Here is a 22305-nt window from a genome sequence, read left to right as displayed (position 1 = left end):
TCCCGACCCCTACAACGAACGCTGCAGCAGAACCTGGCCGCTGTCGGCGGCCACCACCTGCACGGCGGCGATCTGGTCGACCGGAGTCGAGATGCTGCCCGCGGGCGTCGCCGTGTGGCCGGGTTCGGCCACCCAGGTCGCCAGCCGGGTCTGGCTGCCGTCGCGGCCCACCACGACCATCGCCAGGGTGTCGTGGTGCGCATTGAGCGGGGCCAGGCACACGCACCGCAGGTTGATCGACGTCCCCCAGTGCTGGCTGGACAGCTGCACCGTCGACGTCAGCAGGGTGGTGCCCACCTGCGCCATCGGCGCCGAGGAGGCGGCCACCTGCTGCGACGAGGACGACGAATACCCCTGCAGCCCGACGAACACGCCGATCGCGAGCACCACGGCCGCGGCCGACGAGGCCACCCAGGTCACGATGCGCGTGCGGCGCCGGCGCCAGCTCACCTTGGCCAGCAACGACGGCAACAGCTCCGGCGACATCTCCGGTGCGGCCGGCAACCCGGCCTCGTTCATCGCGGCCACCTCGTCGGAGCCCAGCTGGGACAGCAGGGCGGGCAAGCCACTGAGGTCCGCGACGGCCTCGCGGCATGCGGGGCAGTGCGCCAGGTGCGCCTCGAATTCGCGCCGCTCGGCGGCCGACAACGAGCCCAAAACGTATGCGGCATCCCACATCACGTACGGATCGGCGGGCGGGCCGAGGCCCCGTAGCGGCGTATTCATCTCATCCATTCCCTCATCACCCTTCAAGCATTTCGGAGCCCCTCAGCGGGTAACTCCAAGTTCCTGCAGAGTGAGCCGCAACGCCCGCACGGCGTAGTGTAATCGCGACTTCACCGTCCCCTCGGCGATGCCGAGGTCTGCAGCAATCTGCGCAGTCGTCCATCCGCGGTAGTAGGACCGGTCGATCACGGCCCGGTGCTCGGCCGACAGCTGCACCATCGCGTCGGCGATCAGCAGCCGGTCCAGCGCCGCGTTCACCTCGTCCGGCGTCGACCGTTCCGGCGCGCCCGCCTCGTCCGTCGAACCGACGACGTTGCGGAACCGCGCGCTGCGCCGGTCGTCGATGATCATGTTGCGGGCGACGGTGAACAGCCACGCCCGCGCCGAGCGCTCCGTGTCCCCGACGACCTCCGGATGCTGCCAGGCCCGCAGCAACGTCTCCTGCACCACGTCCTCGGACTGGCTCGCGTCCCCGGTCAACCGAAGCGCGTAGCGCCACAAGACCGCCGCGTGCTCGTCATAGAGCGCCTTCATCAGAGCGGCCTCGGCAGCCCCCGACGCCCTCCGATTGCTTGCCACACGGGCCACTCCATCACCTCCGACTACTGAAACGAGTCGAATGGCGGTTTAGTTCACGCTAAGCCACTGTCAGGATGCGCGGCCCGTCATCGGTGACCGCGACGGTGTGCTCCCAGTGTGCCGCACGGGAACCGTCGGAGGTGGTGACCGTCCACGCGTCGTCGAGCACCAGGGTCTTGCCCGTGCCGAGGGTCAGCATCGGCTCGATGGCCAGCACCGATCCGGGGGCCAGCAGCGGGCCGCGCCCGGGCGAGCCCTCGTTGGGCAGGAACGGGTCCATGTGCATGTGCCGGCCGATGCCGTGGCCGCCGTAGCCCTCCACGATCCCGAACGCCCGCCCGTGCCGGCCCTCGGCCGCCCGCGTGCCCGCCTCAATGGCGTGCGAGACGTCGGTGAGCCGGTTGCCCGGGACCATCGCCGCGATCCCGGCCTCCAGCGATTCCCGGGTGGCGTCGCACAGCGCCTGGTCGGCCCCGTCGAGGGTCCCGACGCCGAACGTGACCGCGGCGTCGCCGTGCCAGCCGTTCAGCACCGCCCCGCAGTCGATGGACACCAGGTCGCCCGGGGCCAACACCTCTGCGGCCGACGGGATCCCGTGCACCACCCGCTCGTTGACCGACGCGCAGATCGACGCGGGGTAGCCGTGATAGCCGAGGAACGACGGGATGGCACCCGCCTCGCGGATCACCGACTCGGCGATCTCGTCGAGGCTCAGGGTCGACACGCCTGCCACCGCCGCCGCCCGCACCGCCTGCAACGCGGCCGCGACCACCGCCCCGGCCGCGGCCATCGCGTCCGGGTCGTCGGCGGTGCGCTGCGGCACGACTTTGCGGCTTCGCAGCCGCGCCAGCGCGCTCACGATTACTTGCCCAGCGCCTGCAGGGCGCGGGCGAACACTTCGTCCATGCCGCCGACGGCGTCGACCGTCCTGAGCTCGTCGCGGTAGTACTCGAGCAGCGGCGCGGTCTCGTCGCGGTAGACCTTCATCCGGTTCAGGATCACGTCGTCGGTGTCGTCGGCGCGGCCCCGCGACTTGAGGCGCTGCAACAACTCCTCCTCCGAGACGCGGAACTCCAGCACGGCGTCGATGTCGGTGCCCCGGCGACCCAGCATGTCGTGCAGCGCCTTGGCCTGCTCCGTGGACCGCGGATAGCCGTCCAGGATGAAGCCGTTGGCCGCGTCGTCATCGCTGAGGCGGTCGTCGACGAGCTGGTTGGTCAGCTCCGAGGGCACCAGGTCGCCGGCGTCCAGGTAGCGCTTGGCCTCGCAGCCGAGTTTGGTTCCGTTCTCGATGTTGCTGCGGAACAGCTCCCCGGTGGAGATGTGTGGAATTCCGAGCTTTTCGGAGAGCTTCTGGGCCTGCGTTCCCTTGCCCGCCCCCGGCGGTCCCAGCAAAACGACTCTCACTTGAGGAACCCTTCATAGTTGCGCTGCATCAGCTGGCTCTCGATCTGCTTGACCGTATCCAGACCGACGCCAATCATGATCAAAACCGCGGTACCGCCGAACGGCAAATTCTGAACCGCTCCGCCATTGCCGATCTGCAAGAACAGGTTGGGCAGCACCGAGATGGCGCCGAGGTAGATCGAGCCCGGCAGGGTGATCCGGCTCAGCACATAGCGCAGGTAGTCGGCGGTGGGCTTGCCCGGTCGAATGCCGGGAATGAAGCCGCCGAACTTCTTCATTTCGTCGGCGCGTTCGTCGGGGTTGAACGTGATCGACACATAGAAGTACGTGAAAAAGATGATCAGCCCGAAATAAATGCTGATGTAGATCGGGTCGCTGGGGTCGGACAGGTAACTGCCGACGAACTTGTCCCACCAGCTGTTGCCCACGCCGCCGCTGCCGCTGCGGATCAGCTGCGTGATCAGGTGCGGGATGTAGATCAGCGAGGACGCGAAGATCACCGGGATGACGCCGGCCTGGTTGACCTTCAGCGGCAGGTACGTCGACGTTCCGCCGTACATCCGCCGGCCCACCATGCGCTTGGCGTATTGCACCGGGATGCGCCGCTGACCCTGCTCGACGAACACCACGCCGACGATGATCACCAGGGCGGCGACGCAGACGGCGGCGAAGATGGCCCCGCCGCGGCTGTCCAGGATGGTCTTGCCCTCGGACGGGATGCGCGCCGCGATGCCGACGAAGATCAGCAACGACATGCCGTTGCCGATGCCCCGCTCGGTGATCAGCTCACCCATCCACATCACCAGGGCCGCCCCGGCCGTCATCACCATCACGATGACGACCAGGGTGAAGATGCTCTGGTCGGCGATGATGTCCAGCGAGCAGCCCTGCAGCAGCCCGCCATTGGCCGCCAGGGCCACGATGCTGGTGGCCTGCAGGATGGCCAGCGCGATCGCCAGATAGCGGGTGTACTGGGTCATCTTGGCCTGGCCGGACTGGCCCTCCTTGCGCAGTTCCTCGAACCGCGGGATGACCACCGTGAGCAGCTGCACGATGATGCTGGCCGTGATGTAGGGCATCACCCCGACCGCGAACACCGTCAGTTTCAGCAGCGCACCGCCGGAGAACAGGTTGATCAGCGAATAGATCTGGCCGGCCGCGCCACCGCTGGCCTCCTTGATGCACTGCTGGACGTTCGGGAAATTGACGCCGGGGGACGGCAGCGCGGCGCCCAGCCGATAGAGAACGACGATGCTCAGCGTGAAGAGGATCTTCCGTCTCAGATCGACTGTCCGCAGCGATGAGATGAAAGCCGAAAGCACTCTTCCTCCTGCGCAGCCGGGGGGTCTCCTGCATTACGCGCCCAACACCCGCAGGCCAGGACGTACGGCCGCCTTATCTAAAGCGCGTCAAACCGTGTACGAGACTAACAGCTGATTCGGGCGGGCCCGTCCAGGGCCGTCGGCCACAGCCCATTCAAGGCCGCGAAAAACACAGGAAGCCGTAAGCCGCGGGGCGTAGAGTTCTGCTGGCTCGTTGCATTTGCTAAATAAATAGGAGCAGCATGACACGCACTGATCAAGACAGCTGGGACCTGGCGTCCAGCGTCGGTGCCACGGCCACGATGGTCGCCGCGGCGCGTGCGCTGGCCAGCGAGGGCGGCAACCCGATCATCGACGACCCGTTCGCGGCGCCACTGGTGCGGGCGGTCGGCCTGGAATTCTTCCGCCAGCTGGTCGACGGCGAGGTCGTCCCGCCGGACGGGCAGGACGGGGATCGGGACCTGCAGCTGGAGACCGACTCGATCGCCGTGCGCACCCGCTTCTTCGACGACTTCTTTCTGAACGCCGCCCGCGACGGCATCCGCCAGTCGGTGATCCTCGCGGCCGGCCTCGACGCCCGCGCCTACCGGTTGAGCTGGCCGCCCGGCAACGTGGTCTACGAGGTGGACCAGCCCAAGGTCGTCGAGTTCAAGAGCGCCGCGATGGCCCGGCTGGGCGCCGCCCCGACCGCCGACCGGCGGACGGTCAGCGTGGATCTGCGCGACGACTGGCCGGAAGCGTTGCGGCGCAGCGGGTTTGACCCCGCGCAGCCCACGTCGTGGAGCGCCGAGGGCCTGTTGATGTACCTGCCGCCCGAAGCCCAGGACAAGCTGTTCGACAACATCACCGAGCTCAGCGCGCCCGGCAGCAAGCTCGCCACCGAATTCCACGGCGATTCCGGCCGCACGATGACCGAGCGGGCCAAGCAGTTCAACGAGCGCTGGGCCAACCTCGGTTGCGATATCGACCTGTCGGGGCTGTTCTTCGACGGCGAGCGCAACAACGTCGTCGACTACCTGGCGGCCCACGGCTGGCAGGTCACCACCCGCGAGCGCCGGGAGTACTTCGCCGACTACGGGCTGAAGTTCCCGGACGACGAGACGTCGCAGCTGCGCAACATCGTCGCCGTCACCGCGACGCTGGGCTAGCTCGATGGCGGCGACCCGCCGCGCCCGGCTTCGCCGCGCTTGCGATCGCCGCTAGCTAGCTGGGCCTGGCGGCCGGCGCCCGCACCACCATCGGCACGGCGGGGAAGCACCACGCCATCTCGGTGCGCGACTTGCGCAGCGCGGCGGTGCCGTAACCCTTCTTGCGGTGCTCGGGGTGGATCCAGATCCGCACGTTCACCTCGCCGCCGAGCAGCTCGCCGAACACCATGCCGACCTTCTCGCCGGAATCGACGGCCACGAACCAGGCGGCCTCCTCGTCGTCGAGGCGCCCGAGCGCCGCGCTGATCTCGTCGTCGAGGTTGCCGGCCGGCCCGCCCGACCCGTCGCCGGCGGCGCCCATGTCCTCGGTGCGGGCGGCGAAGATGTCGCGATCCTTGTCGGCGGAGAACGGCCGCAGCTCGAGCGTCTCCCCGGAGCTGGCCGGGCGCTCGCCGAGGGTGAAGCTGAGCTGCTTGTTGAGGTCCTCGAGTTCGGCAAGGATCTTGCGGCGCGAGTCGACCGTGAGCTGAGCGAACGACATCCCCATCACCGCTTCGGCGGCCAGGTGGGAGGTGTCGAGCAGCCGGACGATCGCCTCGACCGCGGCCGCGTTGTTCTCGGACTCGACCACGACGTCGGCGATTTCATGCCGCCGTTCAAGGGCTTTCAACAAGGCATCGGCGATCTCGCGGCGGGCGGCTTTGCGGTCCTGGTCGGTCATTGCATTAGCCTAGAACGCCGCCCCGGGGAGCGCGCTACATCGGCGGTTTCCCAGTTCCAGGAACCGCTGATAGCGATCCTCGATCGGGGCGGCCCAGGCGGGGTCGGGTTCGACAATGCGCTCGGTGCGGGCCCAGCGAGCGGCGTCGGCGATCGAGGTTTCCAGGCCGGCCGCCATGCGCGCCAGGAACGCCGCGCCCAGCGCCGCCCCCTCCGGCACGGCGGATACCTCGACCGGCCGCCCGGTGGCGTCGGCAATGGCCCGCATCCACGGCGCGACGCGGGTTCCGCCGCCCGTGGCGACGATGCGCGCCGCCGGCGCCCCGCTCAGCTCGATGAGCTGGCGGACCACGAAGCCGGACGCCTCGTAGGCGGCCCGCCGCAGCGCGGCGGCGTCGTGGGTGAGGTCCAGGGCGTCGAGCATGGCCCGGCGATCCGGGTCGTGGAACGGGGTGCGTTCGCCGCGGATGTACGGCGACCACACGGGCACCCGCCCGGGCCGCGCGGCGGCCGGATCGCCGGGCGCGACGACGCGGTCCACCCAGCCGAGGAACAGGCCGCCGGCGTTGCTGGCCCCGCCGATCTGGCTCTTGCCCGCCGACGTGTGCGGGATCGTCCACAGGCCCGGCACCTGCCGGGGCTCGGAGATGGTGGTCCACACGATCAAGGTGGTGCCGCACAGCACCAGCACGTCGCCGACGCGGTCGGCGCCGGCGACGATCTGTTCGCACAGCGCGTCGATCGCGCCGATCGCCAGCGCCGCGCCGGTGCCGTGCACCTGCCCCACGGCGGCGCCCATGCTTTCCACCCGCGGCATCTGCTCGGGCCGCGCGCCGCGTTCGGCGCACGCCTCGGCATTCCAGCCGGTCCCCTCGAACAGCGGATACGCGGTGGCGGCGGTGGCGAAGTCGATCACCGCCTCGCCCGCCAGCGCGTGGTTGGCCACCGCCGGTGCCGGCCAGTACCCGGCCGCGCCCGGCGCTTGGACCGCGGTCCAGCGCAGGAATTCCGCGGCCTCCCCCAGCGCCGGCAGCGGCTGCGCCTCCTGTTGTGGCGTCCGGCCCCGTTCGTCGCCGTACAGCAGCCCCGGTGTGGTCGGCACCCCCGCGGCGTCGACGGCCGTCAGCGACGGCACCATCGCGGAGACGGCCACCGCCCGGGCGTCCGGGCGGGCCCGCCGCGCGAGGGCGGCCAACGGCCCCCGCCGCCACGCCTCCCCGGCGTCGTGCTCGAGCCGGTTCGGCGCCGGCACCCGCAATTCGTGCGGGATCCGCGCCCGCGCCGTCACCCGGCCGTCGCCGTCCGCGGCGACCGCCTTGACCGCGGTGCTGCCGACGTCGATGCCGATTGTGACGTCATCACGTGACACGGGCGTCACCGTACGCCAGCATTGGGGTTCGTGACGTCAAGACCGCGCGCCCTGGTGACCGCCCCGCTGCGTGGGCCGGGTTTCGCCAAGCTGTCCGAGCTGGCCGACGTGGTCTACGACCCCTGGATCGAGCAGGCCCCACTGCGGATCTACGGCGCCGAACAGCTGGCCGAGCGCATTGTGGCGGAGTCCGCCGATGTGGTTGTGGTGGAAGGTGACTCGGTGAGCGGGCCGGTGTTCGAGCTGAACCTGCGCGCGATCGCGTCCACCCGCGGGGACCCGAACAACGTCGACGTCGCCGGCGCCGCGGCGGCCGGCATCCCGGTGCTCAACACCCCTGGCCGCAACGCCGACGCCGTCGCCGAGATGACCGTGGCGCTGCTGCTCGCGGCCACCCGTCAGTTGCTGCCCGCTGACTCGGATGTCCGCGGCGGCAACATCTTTCGCGACGGCAGCATCCCCTATCAGCGGTTCCGCGGCTGGGAGATCGCCGGGCTCACCGCCGGCCTGGTGGGCCTGGGTGCGGTCGGCCGCGCCACCGCCTGGCGGCTGTCCGGCCTGGGACTGCGGGTCATCGCCCACGACCCCTACAACGACGACGCCCGGCACGGCCTGGACGAGCTGCTGGACGAGGCCGACGTCGTCTCCATGCACGCCCCGGTCACCGACGACACCGCCGGCATGATCGGCGCCGAGCAGTTCGCCGCCATGCGCGACGGCGTGGTCTTCCTCAACACCGCCCGCGCCCAGCTGCACGACACCGACGCGCTGGTCGACGCGCTGCGCAGCGGCAAGGTGGCCGCTGCCGGCCTGGACCACTTCGTCGGCGAATGGCTGGCCCCCGACCACCCGCTGGCCGGCATGCCCAACGTCGTGCTGACGCCCCACATCGGCGGCGCCACGTGGAACACTGAGGCTCGGCAGGCGCAGATGGTGGCCGACGACCTGGAGGCGCTGCTGGCCGGCAAGACGCCCGCCCACATCGTCAACCCGGAGGTGCTGGGGCCATGAAATCGGTAGCCAACCCCGAAGCCGCGGTGCTGGACGCGGCCAAGGACATGCTGCGCCGGGGGCTCGTCGAGGGAACCGCGGGCAACATCTCCGCGCGACGCGACGACGGCAACATCGTCATCACCCCGTCGTCGGTCGACTATCGCGACATGCAGCTCGACGACCTCGTCCTGGTCGACCCGGACGGCGCCGTGCTGCACGCCGCGGACGGCCGCGCGCCGTCGTCGGAGATGCAGCTGCACCTGGCCTGCTACCGCGCGTTCGACGACATCGGCAGCGTCATCCACAGCCATCCGGTGTGGGCGACCATGTTCGCCATTGCGCACCAATCGATTCCGGCCTGCATCGACGAGTTCGCGGTGTACTGCGGCGGGGACGTCCGGTGCACCGACTACGCGGCGTCCGGCACGCCCGACGTCGGCGCCAACGCCGTCAAGGCGCTCGACGGCCGGGGCGCCGCGCTGATCGCCAACCACGGCCTGGTGGCCGTAGGGCCCCGGCCGGACAAGGTGCTGCATATCACCGCGCTGGTCGAACGCACCGCCCAAATCGTCTGGGGCGCAAAGGCACTCGGCGGTCCGGTGCCCATCCCGGAGGACGTGAACCGCAACTTCGCCAGCGTCTACGGCTACCTGCGCAGCAACGCCTGATGCGCCCGGTCCGGTTCGGCCACGCGACCGTTTCGCGGGTGGCCGAACTCCAATTCGACTTGGGTGCACAATTTTTCCCGCAAACGCCGCCGTCGGGCTGGCGGGACAACGCCGACCTGCTGGAGCCCGACTTCTTCGACCCGTCGACCGACCAGTGGCACATCGCGGTCCAAAGCTGGGTCATCGAGGTGGACGGGCTGACCGTCGTCGTGGACACCGGGGTCGGCAACGACCGCGAACGCCCCCACATGCCGCCCCTGGACCACCTGAACACCGGGTTCCTGGCCGCGCTGGAGGCCGCGGGCATCGACCGCACCGCCGTGGACGTGGTGGTCAACACCCACATCCACTCCGACCATGTCGGGTGGAACACCCTGCGCCAGAACGACGCGTGGGTCCCGACCTTCCCCAACGCGCGATACCTGGTGCCGGCCGCCGATTACCGCCACTTCTGCCCGGACGGGCCCGCCGGCCAAGACCCCGGTGACCAGCTGGTGTTCGCCGACAGCGTCGCGCCCGTCGACGCGGGGGGCCAGCTCGTCCAGTGGTCGGACGAGCACCAAATCAGCCGGTCGCTGCGGCTGCGGGCGGCCCCCGGGCACACCCCCGGCTCCTCGGTGCTGTGGCTGGACGCGGGCCGGCCGGCGGTCTTCGTCGGCGACCTGACCCACAGCCCGCTGCAACTGCGTCGACCGGCCGACGCGTGCGCCTTCGACGTCGACGCGCCGGCCGCGGCCGTGACCCGCCGCCGGATCTTCACCGAAGCCGCCCAGGGGAAGGCCGCCGTGATACCCGCGCACTATCCCGGCCACGGCGGCGCCACGATCCGCGCCGTCGACGATCAGTTCGACATCGACCGCTGGCTGGACTTCGAATCCCTCTGAGCCCGAGCCTCGCCGAGGTTACGGTGTGGGGCATGGCGCCCTACCGAGTAGTCCAGTGGTCAACCGGAAACATCGGCAGCAGGGCGCTCGGCGTGCTGCTGGACCGCGACGACTTCGAGGTGGTGGGCGTACACGCCTTCGGCCCGGACAAGGTGGGCCGCGACGCGGGCCTGCTGGCCGGCCGGGCCCCGGCAGGGGTGGCCGCGACCGACGACGCCGACGCGTTGATCGAGCTTCGGCCGGATTGCGTGAACTACATGCCCCGGGTCATCGACTACGAGCTGGTGCTCAGGATGCTGCGGTCCGGCATAAACGTCGTCACGACGGGTGATTTCCTGACGGGCACCCATCACCCGGTCGAGCTCCCGGCGCTGCAGGCGGCGGCGCGGGAGGGCGGCGCGACCTTTTTGGGTACCGGGTTCGAGCCGGGCTTCATCAACGTCGTCGCCGGCTTCCTCACCGGCGCGTGCCGCGAGGTCGACCATGTCAAGCTCGTCGAAACCCTGGACTGCACAACCTATCCCGTGTGGGACGTGTGGAAGGTGCTCGGATTCGGCAAAACCCCGCGCGAGCCGGTGACGCAAATCGACCCGGCGACACAACGATTCGGGTTGGGCTACTTCGAGACGCTGGACATGATCGCCGCCATGCTGGGCGTCGAACTCGACTTCAAGGACGCGTTCGTCGAGCCCGCGGTGCTGACCCGCGACCTGCACCTGGGCTGGGTGGACTTCGCGGCCGGCACCATCGGCGGCCAGCGCCGCACGTATCGCGGCCACCGCGGCGGCCGCCCCGTGGTCGAGCTGGCCATCTGCTGGACGATGAGCGACGACGCGCTCGACCCGCGATGGCCCGACCCCAAGGGCTTCAGCGTGGTGATCGAAGGCCGGCCCCACGTCGACGCCACGATCCGGTTCGGCAAACCGGGCGAGGACGTGATGACGGTGTTGATGGACAGCACCGCCGTCGCGGCCGTCAACGCCATACCGTTCCTCTGCGACGCACGGCCGGGCGTCATCACCCCCATCGACTTGCCCATCACCGGTTCCAAAGGGGCACTAACGGTTTGAATCGCGCCATTCGCGCGGCGTGATGCCGTGCGTGCGGCCGAACAGCCGGCTGAAATAGCCGGGATCGCCGATGCCGACCCGCCTGGCCACCTCCGCGACCGGGAGCTCCGTCTGGGTCAGCAGCTCGCGGGCGGCCGCCATCCGGCGCTCGGTGATCCACTCCCCGACGGTCCGCCCGGTGCGGCGCCGCACGACCGTGGTCAGGTGCCCGGGCGTCATGCCGAGTTCGTCGGCCACGTCGCGCAGCGACAGCGGCTCCGCGTGCCGGCGGTCGATCACCTCGAACACCCCGGCCAGCAGCGGTTCGGCGCTGCGGCGCAACTCGGCCACCGCCGGACCCGCCAACCGCGCGAGGTCGATCAGCAACAGCGTCAGGTGCGCCAGGACCGCCTGGCGATAACCGTCCTGGCCGCCGAACAGCTCGGCCTCGATCGACCCGATGGCGTTGTCCCACAAGGACCGTCGGTCGGCGGGCAACTCCAGGCGCAGCACGCCGCCCGCGTGCCCGTGCAGGAACGGGAACAACAGCGGATGCGCCCGCCACGTCGGCCACGCCGACGCCGCGTCCTCGCCCAAGGCGGCGGGATCGAAGAACACCGCGACGCCGTCGTCGAGATGGAAGTCCTGCGCGGGGTCGAGCACCGCGCCCGCCGCCAGCACGTGGACCGCCCCGGCCGCGGGCACGTACCAGAGCGCCGGAAAGTCGTGGATGTGCCGGCCGCGTTCCCCGAGACCGGGCCCCGCTCGCAACACCGCCACCGGGGGCGTGCCCGGGTCCGCCCGGTATTCGTAGACGGGCACGCCGCCGCGCTGGCTTACCATCCGCGCCAGCCGTGTCATATCTCCGAAGATAGTCCCATTATTTCCGAAAATCGACCAATTCTTCTGCGATGCAGGCGTTCACCATGGGAAATGTGACGAAACATCATCCACATGACTACCTGCCCGCCGCGGGCCACGACGCGCTGCTGCCCACCTATGACCTGATGTCCCGCCTGCTGGGCATGAAGAAGGTGCAGCAGGCCCTGATCGCGCAGGCCGAGATCACCGACGGTCAGCGCGTGCTGGAAATCGGCTGCGGGACGGGCAATCTCACCATCCGCGCGAAACGGTCTCATCCCGCGGCCGAGGTGATCGGCTGCGACCCCGACCCGCGGGCGCTCGAGCGGGCGCGGCGTAAGACGAGCGAAGTCCGTTTCGACAGTGCCTACGCCGAACGGCTCCCGTACGCCGACGGCGAATTCGACCGCGTGCTGTCGTCAATGATGCTGCACCACATCGCCGAGGACGCGAAAAGCGCCGCCGCGGCGGAGGTTTTCCGGGTCCTGCGCCCCGGCGGCAGTCTGCACCTGGTGGACATCGGCGGCGAACCGGCCGCCGAGCACGGCCTGGCGGCGCGGCTCATCAGGCGCAATCACCACGCGGCGGGCAACCTCGGCGACGCGATCCCCCGGCTGCTGCGCGGGGCGGGGTTCGAGTGCACGGAGGTGGCATCGATGCGGCACCGGATCCTCGGGCGGCTGAACTACTACCGCGCCACCCGCCCCGCCTAGCGCTGGTCGATCGCGACCTTGACGGCGCCGCTGTCGCCCTGGTTGGCGATCGCGAGGAACGCGTCGCGCCACTGGTCGAGCCTATAGGTGTGCGTCAGCATGGGGCGCAGGTCGATTCGGCCGCCGGCGGCCAGGTCGAGGTAGTGGGCGATGGCGTGCTTGCGCCGCCCCTCGACCTCCTCGACGCCGAACGCGTTCGACCCCACGAGGGCGATCTCCTTGAAATACAGGGGGCTCCACTCCCAGCGGCCGGGGGCGTGCACACCGGCCTTCACCAAGGTGCCCCGCGAGCGCAGCACCCGCACCCCCACTTCGAACGTCTCGGGTTTGCCGACGGTGTCGTAGACCACGTCGAGCGCGCCCGGGTGGGCCATCGGCAGCCCCAGCAGCGGCTGTCGCAGCCGCCCGCCGCCCCAGGCGACCAGCTCCTCGATCAGGCCCAGCCGCGGTTCGTGCGCCAGCACCGTGGCGGCCCCGAACCGCCGGGCCAGCTCGGCCTGCGCACCGAAACGCGCCACCACCGCGACGGCCACGTCCGGGTAGAGCGCCCGCAGGATCGCCACGGCGCACAGCCCCAGCGAGCCGGCCCCGTACACCAGTGCACGGCCGCCGCGGGGCGGCGGGTGGCGGGTGATCGCGTGCAGGGACACCGAAAACGGATCGGCGAACACGGCCATCTCGTCCGGAATCGCGTCCGGCACCCCGAACAGCATGCTGTCGTGGGCGGGCATCAGCTCGGCGTAACCGCCCGTCACGTCGGCGGACACCCCGGTGTGGATGCCGGCCTTGATGTCGCCGTCGGTGAAGCTCCAGCACAGGCTGTAGTCGCCGTCCTCGCACGCCGGACACGGCGGCTCGATGCCGCGGGGGCCGCAGGACAGCCACGGGTTGAGCACCACCCGCTGCCCCACCTCGAGGCCGCGGGCCCTCGGGCCGAGCGCCACCACATCGGCGACCACCTCGTGCCCCATGACCTGTGGGAAGGAGCAGAAAGAGGACATGGCGTTGTCGGCGTCGCCCTCGCCGAAATCCATCAGGATTTGCTTGGAATCCGAGCCGCAGATGCCGGTCAGCCGCGGCCGGGTGAGCACCCAATCATCGTGCGGCAATTCGGGATCCGGCACCCGACGCAGCGCGGTCGGGGTGCGGCCCAGGTTCGCCGTGAGCGTGTTGGCGCCCTCGGGCACCTCGACCGGCTCCGGCGCGACGCCGTACACCAGCGCCTTCATCGCGGCGCCATCCCGGCCGCTCCCGCGATGTACGCGTCGAGATCGGCGTTCTTGGCGTCGACGACCGCCTTCAGGTCGGGCACGTAGTGCTCGAAACCGTCACCCTCCAGGGCCGCGATGATGCCGTCGGCCACCTCGTCCGCGGGCACCTTGGGGCCCTGGTAGAGCGGTTCCTCACTGCCGGGCTGGTCCCAGATCTCGGTGTCGACCGGGCCCGGCTCGATCAGCTTCACCGACACCCCGGAGCCGTGCAGGTCAACGGCCATCGCCTCGCTCCACCCGCACAACGCGAATTTGCTTGCGCAGTAAGCGGATTCGTGGATGATTCCGAGCCGGCCGCCGACGCTCGACACGTTGACGATCATCCCCGATCCGCGCGCCAGCATCCGCGGCAACAGCGCCAGCGTCAGCCGCATCGGGGCGAAGAAGTTGACCCGCATGACGTCTTCGACCTCGTCGGGCTCCAGCGCGGCAACGGGACGACGCTTGGGGACGGCGGCGTTGTTGATCAGCACGTCGATGCCGCCGAGCGCCTCCCAGGCCCGGCCGGCCAGGTCATGCAGCGCCGAGGTGTCGGCCAGGTCGGCCACCCACATCGCCGACTCCGGCGAGGCCCGCCGGCACTCGGCCAGCACCTGTCCGAGCCGGTCCCGGCGCCGCGCGACGAGCCCCACCACCGCGTGCCGCCCGGCCAGCCTGCGCGCCAGCGCGGCCCCCAGCCCCGACGAAGCTCCCGTGATCAGCACCCGATCGCTCATCAGTCAAGGTTGCCGCGAAACGCGGGAAGCGTACAGTGGTGGCAGCTTGTTATATCGACTAAATATTAGATGGACTAGTTCTGAACAGGGGCAAACATGACTTCCACCAGGTATGAGGGCGACACCTGGGACCTGGCCTCCAGCGTCGGGGTGACCGCGACGATGGTCGCCGCGGCCCGCGCGGTCGCGACCCGGGCCGAGCGTCCGCTGATCAACGACCCATTCGCCGAGCCGCTGGTGCGGGCCGTCGGCGTGGAGCTGCTCACCCGGCTCGCGACCGGCGAAGTGAACCCGGACGAGCTGAACGACGTGCACGACGGCTCCACCGGTTCGGCCGGCGCGATGTCGCGGATGGCCGACAACATGGCGGTGCGCACCAAGTTCTTTGACGAGTTCTTCCTCGACGCGGCGGGGGCGGGCATCAAACAGGCCGTGATCCTGGCCTCGGGCTTGGACGCCAGGGCCTACCGGCTGGCGTGGCCCGCCGGGACCGTCGTCTACGAGGTGGACCAGCCGCAGGTGATCGAGTTCAAGTCGCGCACCCTGGCCGGGCTGGGCGCCGCGCCCACCGCCGACCGGCGGGTGGTGGCCGTCGACCTGCGCGACGACTGGCCCGCCGCGTTGCGGGCCGCCGGGTTCGACCCGGCGCAGCCGACCGCGTGGAGCGCCGAGGGCCTGCTCGGCTACCTGCCGCCGGAGGCGCAGGACCGGTTGCTGGACACCATCACCGAACTCAGCGCGCCCGGCAGCCGGGTGGCCGTGGAAAGCGCGCCCAACCCCGAGCCCGGGGACGAGGACAAGATGAAGGAGCGCATGCAGCAGATCGCCGAACGCTGGCGCGCGCACGGTTTCGAGCTGGACATGGCCGGCCTGGTCTACTTCGGGGACCGCAACGAGGCGGCCCCCTACCTCGGCGAGCGCGGGTGGTCCCTGAACGGCGTCACCATCTCCGAGTTGTTCTCCGCCAACGGGCTTGCCCCGCTGCAGGACGACGACATGCGGATGGGCGAGATGCTCTACGTGAGTGGCAGCTATGAGTGAGGGACGCACGGAAGGCGACAGCTGGGGACCCGCGTCCAGCGTGGGGGCGACGGCCACCATGGTCGCGGCGTCGCGCGCGGTGGCGTCGCAGGGGCCCGACGCGCTCCTCGACGATCCGCTGGCCGAACCGCTGGTGCGCGCGGTCGGCCTGGAGCCATTCATCCGCATCGTGGACGGGCAGGTCGATTTCGAAGACGACCCGCTGTTCAATCGCAAGGCGCGGGCCGAGCAGATCACGGTTCGCACCCGCTTCTTCGACGACTTCTTCATCGGCGCCACCAAAGCCGGTGTGCGCCAGGCGGTGATCCTGGCGAGCGGGCTGGACACCCGGGCCTACCGGCTGGGCTGGCCGGCGGGCACCGTCGTCTACGAGATCGACCAGCCACAGGTCATCGCCTTCAAGACCGACACGCTGGCCGGTCTCGGCGCCGCCCCGACCGCCGAGCGCCGCACGATCGCGATCGATCTGCGTGACGACTGGCCTGCGGCGCTGCGCGAGGGTGGGTTCGACGTTGCCCAGCCGACGGCGTGGAGCGCGGAGGGGCTGCTCCCCTACCTACCGCCCGAGGCCCAGGACCGGTTGTTCGACAACATCACCGCGCTCAGCGCGCCGGGCAGCCGGCTGGCCACCGAGCACGTGCCGGATCCCAACGCGTTCTCCGACGAGCGGTTGCAGCGCATCAGCGAACGGTGGCAGCGCTTCGGTTTCAACCTCAACGCGGCCGACCTGTTCTACCGCGGCGAGCGCAACGTCGTCGTCGACTACCTGCAGACGCACGACTGGCAGGTAACCACGTATCCCGCGCGGGAGTTGTACGCGCAGAACGGGTTCGACTTCCCCGAGGACGAGATGTCGGCAACCTTCGGCGAGTTGAGCTACGTCGCCGCGACGTACAAGTAGCGGGTTGGCTAGGGTTTCGGCTATGTCACGCGCTCACGACGACGAGTGGGATCTGGCGTCCAGTGTGGGCGCGACCGCGACCATGGTGGCCGCCGGTCGCGCCATGGCGACCCGCGATCCCCGCGGCCTGATCCACGACCCCTTCGCCGAACCGCTGGTTCGCGCGGTGGGCGTGGACTTCTTCACCAAGATGATGGACGGCGAGCTCGACCTGGAAGCGATCGAGAACGCTTCGACGGTGCGCATGCAGGCGATGGTCGACGGAATGGCGGTGCGCACCAAGTACTTCGACGACTACTTCATCGACGCCACCGACGGCGGGATCCGGCAAGTCGTGATCCTGGCGTCCGGCCTGGATTCGCGCGCCTACCGGTTGCCGTGGCCGGACGGCACGGTGGTCTACGAGATCGACCAGCCGCGCGTGATCGACTTCAAGTCGGGCACGCTGGCCGGCATCGGTGCCGAGCCGACCGCGACGCGGCGCACCGTGCCGATCGACCTGCGCGCCGACTGGCCGACCGCCCTGAAATCCGCCGGGTTCGACCCGACGGCACCGACCGCGTGGCTGGCCGAGGGGCTGCTGATCTACCTGCCGCCCGAAGCCCAGGACCGGTTGTTCGACAACATCACCGCACTCAGCGCGCCCGGCAGCACGGTCGCAACCGAATTCGTGCCCGGCATCATCGATTTCGACGCCGAGCGGGTGCGCGAGATGTCCGGCTCGTTTCGCGACCACGGCGTGGACATCGACATGGCGTCGCTGGTCTACGCCGGCGAGCGCAACCACGTCGTGGACTACCTTAGTTCCAAGCGGTGGAACGTCGAAGGAATCACCCGGACGGAACTGTTTGCGCGCAACGGTATCGAGGCGCCACCCGCCGAGAACGACGACCCGCTCGGCGAGATCATCTTCATCAGCGGCGGGCTTACCGGCTAGAACCGCGCCTGCCCCGGCCACAGCGCGCTGGCGCCGTTGAGGCTCTGTTCGATGTTGTCCCGGATGCCGGCAAGCGTGCGGCCCAGCAGGGCGGCCAGCGCGTCCGCGGCCGGTTGCGACGAGGCGCGTGGCCGCACCATGTCCAGCAGCGACGAGCTCGGGTAGTTGACGATGCGGACCTCGTCGTCCTCGTCCAGCCCGGCCAGCACCTTGGCCCGGCGCACCGCCGTGCGCAAGCCGCCGAGTTCGTCGACCAGCCCGCGCTCGAGGGCGTCGGCGCCGGTCCAAATCCGTCCCTGCGCAACGCGATCGGCGGCCTCGGCGGTCAGGTTGCGCGCCTCGGCGACCCGCTGCACGAAGTCGGCGTAGAACAGGTCGGCCTCCGCCTCGCGATGGGCCTGCTGCTCCGGCGTGAACGGCGCGTCGATCGACCAGGCGTCGGCATTGGCGTTGGTGCGCACGGTGTCCGAGCCGACCCCCAACCGCTCCAACAGGTCCCGGATCACCAGCTTGCCGGTGATCACCCCGATCGAGCCGGTCACCGTCGCGGGGTTGGCGACGATGGCGTCGGCGCCCATCGAGACGTAGTAGCCGCCGGAGGCCGCCACCGCGCCCATGGACGCGACCACCGGCTTGCCGCGCTTGCGGGCCCTGGTCACCTCGCGCCAGATGCTCTCCGACGCGGTGATCGTGCCGCCCGGACTGTTCACCCGCAACACGATCGCGGACACCGAGTCGTCGGCGGCGGCCTGGCGCAGCGCCGCGCCGATGGTGTCGCCGCCGGCGGTGGCGGCGCCCAACGGCAGGAACTGGGGTCCGCCGCGGCCGTCGACGATCATGCCGTCGAGCGTGATGACGGCCAGCGTCGGCTTGGGCCGGCGGCCGGGAACCGACGGCCGGGGCGGGGCCAGCCGCGAACGGGCGGCGCCGGCGTAGCGCGCCAGGTATAGCCGCGGCGGCTCGGTGTCGTCCGAAACATCCTTCACGCCAACAAGTTCCGCGATCCGGGTGTAGGCCTCGTCGCGGAATCCGATCCGGTCGAGCAGCCCGGCGGCCACGGCGTCGTCACGCAACAGCGGAGCGCGGTCGGCCAGCGCGTCGAGGGCGCCCGGGTCGAGCTTGCGCGATTCGGCGATCGCCCGCCACGCCTGCTCCTGCAGGCTTTCCAGCATCCGGGTGACGGCCTCGCGGTGCGCGGTCGTGAAGCCGTGCTCGGTAAACCGGTTCATCGCCGACTTGTATTGGCCGCGCGCGACGAATTGCGGTTCGATGCCCGCCTTGTCGAACGCCTCGCGCAGGAAGGTGGCATTGCTCGCGAAACCGATCAACCCGACGCTGCCCGAGGGCTGCATCCACACCTCACCGAACGCCGAGGCCAGGTAGTAGGACATCGTGCCCGGGTAGGTTTCGGCCCACGCCAGCGAGGGCTTGGCGGCGCTGAACGCGGCGACGGCCTCGCGCAACTCCTGCACCGCCGCGGGCGGCGAGGCGCCGAGTTGCACGCGGGCGATCAGCCCGGCGACCCGCGGGTCCTCGGCCGCGCGGTGGATGGCGGCGACCGCGTCGCGCAACGTCATCGGCCTGCCGCCGCCGAAGATCGCCAGCGGGTCGAACCCCGTCGCCTCGGGCGGCGCGGAACGCAGGTCGAGTTCGAGCACGCAACCGTTGGGTACGCCGTGGTGGCGGGCGGTGTCGACGCGCCCGGCCAGCGCGCGGACGTCGTCGACTCCGGGGAGCAAGGGCAGGAAGGCGAACATGTTTGCAGCGTACCGACACCGCCGCCGTACGGTGGTGGGGTGAGGTTCTCCATCGCCATCCCGCAATTCGATTACGACGGGTTCGACGGCGAGGGGCTGCGCGATTACCTGGTCCGGGCCGAGGAGCTGGGGTTCGAGGGCGGCTGGGTGCTCGAGCAGATCATCGGCGACGCACCGCTGCTGGCGCCGCTGGAGCTGCTGGCCTACTGCGCGGCCTGCACCCGGCGGCTGCGCCTGGGGGTCGCCGTGCTGGTGACGTCGCTGCACGACCCGCTGCAGCTGGCCTCTTCGGTGACCGCCGTCGACCGGCTGAGCCACGGCCGGCTGGACCTCGGCGTCGGAACCGGTGGCGGCTTCCGCAGGTTCGCCGCGTTCGGCGTCGAAAAGGACACGTACATCTCGTATTTCACCGAGGGGCTGAAGCTGATGAAGGCGGCCTGGTCCGACGAACCCCGGGTAACCTTCCACGGCCGATTCCGCGACGTCGACGACCTGCCGATCGCGCCCAAGCCGGTGCAACGGCCACACCCGCCCATCTGGTTCGGCGGCCTGGCGCCCAAGGCCCTTGCCAGGGCGGTGCGCCACGGCGACTCGTTCCTGGGCGCCGGTTCGTCGACCACCGAGGCCTTCGCCGGGGCCGTCACCGTGGTGCGCCGCGAACTCGACGAACAGCAAAAGGACGCAGCGCATTTCACCGTCGGCAAACGCGTCTACCTGATGGTCGACGACGACGCCGCGCGGGCCCGCGAGCGGGTGCTCGCCGGGCTGCGGCGGATCTACGGCAAGATGCCGGGCGTCGAAGACGTCCCGGTGTCGGGCACACCCGACGACGTCGCGCGCGGGCTGCGGGAGGTGATCGACGCGGGCGCCGAATACCTGCTGCTCAATCCCGTCGGCGTAGACGTCGACGAGAACCGGGAGCAGATGGAACGCCTTGCCGCGGAGGTCATTCCGCGGCTCGGCTGATCAGAGCTCGGTGACCGATCCGCCGGCGGCGGTGATCTTCTCGCGGGCGCTGCCGCTGAACTTGTGCGCGGTGAGGTCGACCTTGACGGTCAGCTTGCCGTCGCCGAGGACCTTGACCAACGCGTTCTTGCGGACCGCGCCTTTGGCCACCAACTCGTCCACGCCGACGGAGCCGCCCTGCGGGAACAGCCGGTTGATGTCGCCGACGTTGACGATCTCGTATTCGGTGCGGAACCGGTTCTTAAATCCCTTGAGCTTGGGCAGCCGCATGTGAATCGGCATCTGGCCACCCTCGAAGGTGGCCGGCACGTTCTTGCGGGCCTTGGTGCCCTTGGTGCCGCGGCCGGCGGTCTTGCCCTTCGAGCCCTCACCGCGACCGACGCGGGTGCGGGCGGTCTTCGAGCCGGGCGCGGGCTTCAGATCGTGCAGCTTGATGGTCATTTGGCCTCCTCCACCTCAACGAGGTGATTGACCACCGCGATCAGGCCGCGGGTCTGTGGGTTGTCCTCACGGATCACCGAATGGCGAATCCGTCGCAGCCCGAGCGTGCGCAGGCTCTCCCGCTGCTTCCAGCGGGCCCCGATGGTGCTACGCACCTGGGTGATCTTCAACTGGCTCATTGCGGTGCCGTTCCCTCGCGCGCGGCACTGGCGGCCAGCGCTTCACTTTCACGTCGTGCCCGCAGCATCCCGGCCGGGGCGACGTCCTCGATGGGCAGTCCGCGCCGGGCGGCCACCTCCTCGGGCCGCTGCAGCAGCTTGAGCGCGGTGACGGTGGCGTGCACCACGTTGATCGCGTTGTCGCTGCCCAGCGACTTGGCCAGGATGTCGCGCACGCCAGCGCATTCCAGCACCGCACGCGCCGCGCCGCCGGCGATCACACCGGTACCGGGGCTGGCCGGGCGCAACAGCACCACGCCGGCGGCCGCCTCACCCTGCACCGGGTGCGTGATGGTGCCGCCGATCAACGGCACGCGGAAGAAGCCCTTGCGCGCCTCTTCCACGCCCTTGGCGATGGCGGCCGGAACTTCCTTGGCCTTGCCGTAGCCGACGCCGACCATGCCGTTGCCGTCGCCCACGATGACCAGTGCGGTGAAGCTGAAGCGCCGACCACCCTTGACCACCTTGGAGACACGGTTGATGGCGACGACCCGCTCCAGGTAGTTGCTCTTGTCGCCGTCGCGGTCGCGGCCACCACGCCCGCCGCCATCGCGCCGACCGCGGTTGTCGCCGCGCGAGTCGCGGTTGTCGCCGCGGGCTTCAGGGCCGCCGGCTGACTGTTCCGCCATTATGCGGTCCTTCCGGTCTTGTTCTCGGTCATCTAGAAACTCAATCCGTTCTCGCGTGCGGCATCGGCCAGCGCCGCGATCCGTCCGCCGTAGGTGTACCCGCCGCGGTCGAACACCACGGTGTCGATGCCGGCGGCCTTGGCACGCTCGGCGATCAGCTGGCCCACCCGCACGCTGCGGGCCTTCTTGTCGCCGTCCAGGCCGCGCACGTCGTCCTCGATCGAGGACGCGGCGGCCACCGTGGTGCCGTTCTCGTCGTTGACCAGCTGCACGTGGATGTGTCGCGCGGAGCGGTTGATGACGAGGCGGGGGCGCTCGGGCGTGCCCGCGATCTTCTTGCGCAGCCGGGCGTGCCGACGCAGCCGGGAGACCCGGCGCGTGGCGGATACGCTCTGCCCCACCGGCTTTCGTGCGGCGGTGTCAGCTTGTTTTTGCGCCATGACTACTTACCTGTCTTTCCGACCTTGCGGCGGATCTGCTCGCCCTCGTAGCGCACGCCCTTGCCCTTGTACGGGTCGGGACGGCGCAGGCGGCGGATGTTCGCCGAGATCTGGCCGACCTTCTGCTTGTCGATACCGGTGATCGAGAACTTCGTCGGCGACTGGACCGCGAACGTGATGCCCTCGGGCGCCTCGATGACCACGGGGTGGCTGTAACCCAGCGCGAACTCGAGGTTGGCGCCCTTGAGCTGCACGCGGTAACCGACGCCGAAGATCTCCATCTTGGTGGTGTAGCCCTCGGTCACGCCGGTGACCAGGTTGGACACCAGGGTGCGCGACAGCCCGTGCAGCGAGCGGTTGCGCCGCTCGTCGTTGGGACGGGTGACCACGATGGCGCCGTCCTCGTTGCGCGCCACCGTGATCGGTTCGGCGACCGTCAGATTCAGGCTGCCCTTGGGCCCCTTCACCGAGACCTGCTGGCCCTCGATCGTTACGTCGACTCCGGCGGGAACCGGAACCGGCTGCTTACCAATGCGCGACATGTCTATC

26 protein-coding genes are annotated in these 22305 nt (G+C 70.1%); 10 read left to right on the top strand and 16 right to left on the bottom strand.

The window, feature by feature from the left end; all coding sequences use genetic code 11:
• Positions 1-9 precede the first annotated feature (9 nt).
• From A5730_RS17775 to secY, 5 genes are read right to left on the bottom strand one after another with little or no spacing between them, the layout of a single operon-like run.
• Positions 10-726 carry an anti-sigma factor gene (locus A5730_RS17775; RefSeq protein WP_156745857.1) on the bottom strand — a complete coding sequence of 239 codons (717 nt, stop codon included), beginning with the start codon at positions 724-726 and terminating at the stop codon, positions 10-12.
• A gap of 42 nt (positions 727-768) precedes the next feature.
• Entirely contained in the window at positions 769-1314 is a 546-nt protein-coding gene (locus A5730_RS17770) for a sigma-70 family RNA polymerase sigma factor (RefSeq protein WP_082946881.1), read from the bottom strand.
• Positions 1315-1363: 49 nt separating this feature from the next.
• Complete coding sequence (gene map / locus A5730_RS17765; protein ID WP_067903025.1) at positions 1364-2164, bottom strand: type I methionyl aminopeptidase; 801 nt, start codon at positions 2162-2164, stop codon at positions 1364-1366.
• Between the two features lie 2 nt (positions 2165-2166).
• Positions 2167-2712, bottom strand: a complete 546-nt coding sequence (locus A5730_RS17760) for an adenylate kinase (protein WP_067820114.1) — start codon at positions 2710-2712, stop codon at positions 2167-2169.
• Positions 2709-4034, bottom strand: a complete 1326-nt coding sequence (gene secY / locus A5730_RS17755; RefSeq protein ID WP_067903022.1) for a preprotein translocase subunit SecY — start codon at positions 4032-4034, stop codon at positions 2709-2711. The genes A5730_RS17760 and secY overlap by 4 nt, the downstream gene beginning before the upstream one ends.
• A 242-nt stretch (positions 4035-4276) precedes the next feature.
• Between secY and A5730_RS17750 the strand changes: the two genes are divergently transcribed.
• Positions 4277-5182: a class I SAM-dependent methyltransferase gene (locus A5730_RS17750; protein WP_067903018.1), complete on the top strand. Its 906-nt coding sequence runs from the start codon at positions 4277-4279 to the stop codon at positions 5180-5182.
• Positions 5183-5237: 55 nt separating this feature from the next.
• Here the strand turns inward: A5730_RS17750 and A5730_RS17745 are convergent, their stop codons facing one another.
• Together A5730_RS17745 and A5730_RS17740 are read right to left on the bottom strand one after the other, a co-directional pair.
• Positions 5238-5903: a GNAT family N-acetyltransferase gene (locus tag A5730_RS17745; RefSeq protein WP_055401813.1), complete on the bottom strand. Its 666-nt coding sequence runs from the start codon at positions 5901-5903 to the stop codon at positions 5238-5240.
• Positions 5904-5912: 9 nt separating this feature from the next.
• Positions 5913-7271, bottom strand: coding sequence for an FGGY-family carbohydrate kinase (locus A5730_RS17740; protein ID WP_067903182.1), 1359 nt, complete (start codon positions 7269-7271; stop codon positions 5913-5915).
• Between the two features lie 30 nt (positions 7272-7301).
• Here A5730_RS17740 and A5730_RS17735 point away from each other — a divergent pair, with 30 nt between their 5' ends.
• From A5730_RS17735 to A5730_RS17720, 4 genes are read left to right on the top strand one after another with little or no spacing between them, the layout of a single operon-like run.
• The gene (locus tag A5730_RS17735; protein WP_067903015.1) at positions 7302-8282 is read left to right on the top strand and encodes an NAD(P)-dependent oxidoreductase; all 981 of its coding nucleotides are present in this window, start codon (positions 7302-7304) and stop codon (positions 8280-8282) included.
• Positions 8279-8932, top strand: coding sequence for an L-fuculose-phosphate aldolase (locus A5730_RS17730; RefSeq protein ID WP_067903012.1), 654 nt, complete (start codon positions 8279-8281; stop codon positions 8930-8932). The genes A5730_RS17735 and A5730_RS17730 overlap by 4 nt, the downstream gene beginning before the upstream one ends.
• Positions 8932-9816: an MBL fold metallo-hydrolase gene (locus tag A5730_RS17725; RefSeq protein WP_067903009.1), complete on the top strand. Its 885-nt coding sequence runs from the start codon at positions 8932-8934 to the stop codon at positions 9814-9816. Before A5730_RS17730 ends, A5730_RS17725 begins: the two co-directional genes overlap by 1 nt.
• 32 nt (positions 9817-9848) lie before the next feature.
• Complete coding sequence (locus A5730_RS17720; RefSeq protein ID WP_067903179.1) at positions 9849-10886, top strand: dihydrodipicolinate reductase; 1038 nt, start codon at positions 9849-9851, stop codon at positions 10884-10886.
• Here A5730_RS17720 and A5730_RS17715 read toward each other — a convergent pair.
• A complete protein-coding gene (locus A5730_RS17715) occupies positions 10875-11726 on the bottom strand; it encodes a helix-turn-helix transcriptional regulator (protein WP_067903006.1) in 852 nt (283 codons plus the stop codon). The two genes, A5730_RS17720 and A5730_RS17715, sit on opposite strands and share 12 nt — an antisense overlap.
• 74 nt (positions 11727-11800) lie before the next feature.
• Between A5730_RS17715 and A5730_RS17710 the strand changes: the two genes are divergently transcribed.
• The gene (locus A5730_RS17710; RefSeq protein WP_369829892.1) at positions 11801-12439 is read left to right on the top strand and encodes a class I SAM-dependent methyltransferase; all 639 of its coding nucleotides are present in this window, start codon (positions 11801-11803) and stop codon (positions 12437-12439) included.
• Here A5730_RS17710 and A5730_RS17705 read toward each other — a convergent pair.
• Together A5730_RS17705 and A5730_RS17700 are read right to left on the bottom strand one after the other, a co-directional pair.
• The gene (locus A5730_RS17705; RefSeq protein WP_067903003.1) at positions 12436-13668 is read right to left on the bottom strand and encodes a zinc-binding dehydrogenase; all 1233 of its coding nucleotides are present in this window, start codon (positions 13666-13668) and stop codon (positions 12436-12438) included. The genes A5730_RS17710 and A5730_RS17705 overlap by 4 nt on opposite strands.
• The gene (locus tag A5730_RS17700; protein WP_067903000.1) at positions 13665-14426 is read right to left on the bottom strand and encodes an SDR family oxidoreductase; all 762 of its coding nucleotides are present in this window, start codon (positions 14424-14426) and stop codon (positions 13665-13667) included. Before A5730_RS17700 ends, A5730_RS17705 begins: the two co-directional genes overlap by 4 nt.
• A gap of 96 nt (positions 14427-14522) precedes the next feature.
• On the opposite strand from A5730_RS17700, the gene A5730_RS17695 reads away from it, so the two are divergent.
• From A5730_RS17695 to A5730_RS17685, 3 genes are read left to right on the top strand one after another with little or no spacing between them, the layout of a single operon-like run.
• Entirely contained in the window at positions 14523-15467 is a 945-nt protein-coding gene (locus A5730_RS17695) for a class I SAM-dependent methyltransferase (RefSeq protein ID WP_067902998.1), read from the top strand.
• The gene (locus tag A5730_RS17690; protein WP_067902995.1) at positions 15460-16368 is read left to right on the top strand and encodes a class I SAM-dependent methyltransferase; all 909 of its coding nucleotides are present in this window, start codon (positions 15460-15462) and stop codon (positions 16366-16368) included. Before A5730_RS17695 ends, A5730_RS17690 begins: the two co-directional genes overlap by 8 nt.
• 22 nt (positions 16369-16390) lie before the next feature.
• A complete protein-coding gene (locus A5730_RS17685) occupies positions 16391-17305 on the top strand; it encodes a class I SAM-dependent methyltransferase (RefSeq protein WP_067902993.1) in 915 nt (304 codons plus the stop codon).
• Here A5730_RS17685 and sppA read toward each other — a convergent pair.
• A complete protein-coding gene (sppA, locus tag A5730_RS17680; protein WP_067902990.1) occupies positions 17302-19062 on the bottom strand; it encodes a signal peptide peptidase SppA in 1761 nt (586 codons plus the stop codon). The two genes, A5730_RS17685 and sppA, sit on opposite strands and share 4 nt — an antisense overlap.
• 39 nt (positions 19063-19101) lie before the next feature.
• On the opposite strand from sppA, the gene A5730_RS17675 reads away from it, so the two are divergent.
• Positions 19102-20028 (top strand): LLM class flavin-dependent oxidoreductase, encoded by a 927-nt coding sequence (locus A5730_RS17675; RefSeq protein WP_067902987.1) that lies wholly within the window; start codon positions 19102-19104, stop codon positions 20026-20028.
• Here the strand turns inward: A5730_RS17675 and rplO are convergent, their stop codons facing one another.
• The 5 genes from rplO to rplF are packed head-to-tail and all read right to left on the bottom strand — an operon-like array spanning position 20029 to position 22298.
• Complete coding sequence (gene rplO, locus A5730_RS17670) at positions 20029-20469, bottom strand: 50S ribosomal protein L15 (RefSeq protein WP_067902985.1); 441 nt, start codon at positions 20467-20469, stop codon at positions 20029-20031.
• Positions 20466-20648: a 50S ribosomal protein L30 gene (gene rpmD, locus A5730_RS17665; protein WP_055401836.1), complete on the bottom strand. Its 183-nt coding sequence runs from the start codon at positions 20646-20648 to the stop codon at positions 20466-20468. The genes rplO and rpmD overlap by 4 nt, the downstream gene beginning before the upstream one ends.
• Positions 20645-21316 carry a 30S ribosomal protein S5 gene (gene rpsE, locus A5730_RS17660; RefSeq protein ID WP_067902983.1) on the bottom strand — a complete coding sequence of 224 codons (672 nt, stop codon included), beginning with the start codon at positions 21314-21316 and terminating at the stop codon, positions 20645-20647. The genes rpmD and rpsE overlap by 4 nt, the downstream gene beginning before the upstream one ends.
• A 32-nt stretch (positions 21317-21348) precedes the next feature.
• Positions 21349-21717, bottom strand: a complete 369-nt coding sequence (rplR, locus tag A5730_RS17655) for a 50S ribosomal protein L18 (protein ID WP_082459801.1) — start codon at positions 21715-21717, stop codon at positions 21349-21351.
• Between the two features lie 41 nt (positions 21718-21758).
• Positions 21759-22298, bottom strand: a complete 540-nt coding sequence (gene rplF / locus A5730_RS17650) for a 50S ribosomal protein L6 (RefSeq protein ID WP_055401841.1) — start codon at positions 22296-22298, stop codon at positions 21759-21761.
• Positions 22299-22305 lie beyond the last annotated feature (7 nt).

The sequence above is a fragment of the Mycobacterium sp. ACS4054 genome (genome assembly GCF_001667275.1).
In the GTDB taxonomy this organism is placed as follows: Bacteria; Actinomycetota; Actinomycetes; order Mycobacteriales; family Mycobacteriaceae; genus Mycobacterium.
The sequence above is the reverse complement of the archived record's forward strand: the minus strand, read 5'-3'. Positions and strand labels throughout refer to the sequence as shown.

What these genes read in the sequence shown, in the direction of transcription:
- A5730_RS17745 (WP_055401813.1), bottom strand. Translation starts at nt 5,903, where the DNA reads ATGACCGACCAGGACCGCAAAGCCGCCCGCCGCGAGATCGCCGATGCC.
- A5730_RS17725 (WP_067903009.1), top strand. Translation starts at nt 8,932, where the DNA reads ATGCGCCCGGTCCGGTTCGGCCACGCGACCGTTTCGCGGGTGGCCGAA.
- A5730_RS17690 (WP_067902995.1), top strand. Translation starts at nt 15,460, where the DNA reads ATGAGTGAGGGACGCACGGAAGGCGACAGCTGGGGACCCGCGTCCAGC.
- rplO (WP_067902985.1), bottom strand. Translation starts at nt 20,469, where the DNA reads ATGACCATCAAGCTGCACGATCTGAAGCCCGCGCCCGGCTCGAAGACC.
- A5730_RS17750 (WP_067903018.1), top strand. Translation starts at nt 4,277, where the DNA reads ATGACACGCACTGATCAAGACAGCTGGGACCTGGCGTCCAGCGTCGGT.
- rplF (WP_055401841.1), bottom strand. Translation starts at nt 22,298, where the DNA reads ATGTCGCGCATTGGTAAGCAGCCGGTTCCGGTTCCCGCCGGAGTCGAC.
- A5730_RS17685 (WP_067902993.1), top strand. Translation starts at nt 16,391, where the DNA reads ATGTCACGCGCTCACGACGACGAGTGGGATCTGGCGTCCAGTGTGGGC.
- A5730_RS17775 (WP_156745857.1), bottom strand. Translation starts at nt 726, where the DNA reads ATGAATACGCCGCTACGGGGCCTCGGCCCGCCCGCCGATCCGTACGTG.
- A5730_RS17695 (WP_067902998.1), top strand. Translation starts at nt 14,523, where the DNA reads ATGACTTCCACCAGGTATGAGGGCGACACCTGGGACCTGGCCTCCAGC.
- A5730_RS17700 (WP_067903000.1), bottom strand. Translation starts at nt 14,426, where the DNA reads ATGAGCGATCGGGTGCTGATCACGGGAGCTTCGTCGGGGCTGGGGGCC.
- A5730_RS17715 (WP_067903006.1), bottom strand. Translation starts at nt 11,726, where the DNA reads ATGACACGGCTGGCGCGGATGGTAAGCCAGCGCGGCGGCGTGCCCGTC.
- rpsE (WP_067902983.1), bottom strand. Translation starts at nt 21,316, where the DNA reads ATGGCGGAACAGTCAGCCGGCGGCCCTGAAGCCCGCGGCGACAACCGC.
- A5730_RS17730 (WP_067903012.1), top strand. Translation starts at nt 8,279, where the DNA reads ATGAAATCGGTAGCCAACCCCGAAGCCGCGGTGCTGGACGCGGCCAAG.
- A5730_RS17705 (WP_067903003.1), bottom strand. Translation starts at nt 13,668, where the DNA reads ATGAAGGCGCTGGTGTACGGCGTCGCGCCGGAGCCGGTCGAGGTGCCC.
- rpmD (WP_055401836.1), bottom strand. Translation starts at nt 20,648, where the DNA reads ATGAGCCAGTTGAAGATCACCCAGGTGCGTAGCACCATCGGGGCCCGC.
- A5730_RS17720 (WP_067903179.1), top strand. Translation starts at nt 9,849, where the DNA reads ATGGCGCCCTACCGAGTAGTCCAGTGGTCAACCGGAAACATCGGCAGC.
- sppA (WP_067902990.1), bottom strand. Translation starts at nt 19,062, where the DNA reads ATGTTCGCCTTCCTGCCCTTGCTCCCCGGAGTCGACGACGTCCGCGCG.